This window comes from Ochrobactrum sp. C6C9 (assembly GCF_022627935.1).
GTDB lineage: Bacteria > Pseudomonadota > Alphaproteobacteria > Rhizobiales > Rhizobiaceae > Brucella > Brucella teleogrylli.
The window spans coordinates 1-683 of record NZ_JABXGB010000102.1 but is presented as its reverse complement, the minus strand read 5'-3'; the positions used below and the strand labels follow the sequence as shown (position 1 = coordinate 683).

Sequence of the window (683 nt, the reverse complement as noted above, 5' to 3'; positions counted from 1 at the left end):
CAGATCAGAGGGCATACAGCCGTCAACGACGTTGAGCATGTAAACGGAGCGCCATTCCTGACCTTTGGCGGAATGAATGGTGGAAAGGATGAGATAGTCCTCATCAAGAAGCGGTACGCCAGCCTGATCGCTCGTTGCATCCGGTGGATCAAGCGTAAGCTCGGTGAGAAAGCGTTCACGGTTCGGATAGCCGTTGGCGATCTGTTCGAGCTGAACCAGATCCGCCTTGCGTGTATCGTGGTCTTCATGAAGACGTTCAAGATGGGGCTCGTACCAGACGCGCGCCAGGCCGATTTCTCCTGGCCAACCGCCTTCGGCTTTTCGAAGGCTGGAGAGGAGATCAATAAAAGCTGGCCAGTCGTCCCCAATTCTTGGCGGTGGCGGAATTTCTGCAAGCGACTGCAAAGGTTCCGGGTCCAGGGCAATGGTGTCAAGAATCCTGCCAGCCGTTTGCGGGCCAACGCCGGGTAGCATCTGCAAAAGGCGGAAGCCCGCAACACGGTCGCGTGGATTCTGCGCAAACCTCAATGTAGCGAGCAGGTCTTTCACATGCGCACTGTCGAGGAATTTCAGTCCGCCGAATTTCACGAAGGGGATGTTGCGACGGGTAAGTTCGACTTCCAAAGCGCCACTATGGCTCGACGTGCGAAACAGCACCGCCTGCTGTTTGAGCCTGACGCCCA

The 683-nt window shown here is 56.5% G+C and carries 1 protein-coding gene; it reads right to left on the bottom strand.

Annotated elements, in window-relative coordinates; genetic code table 11:
• Positions 1–683: 3'-5' exonuclease (locus HWD97_RS24240; RefSeq protein ID WP_371835807.1), on the bottom strand; the 683-nt coding region annotated here is incomplete at both ends.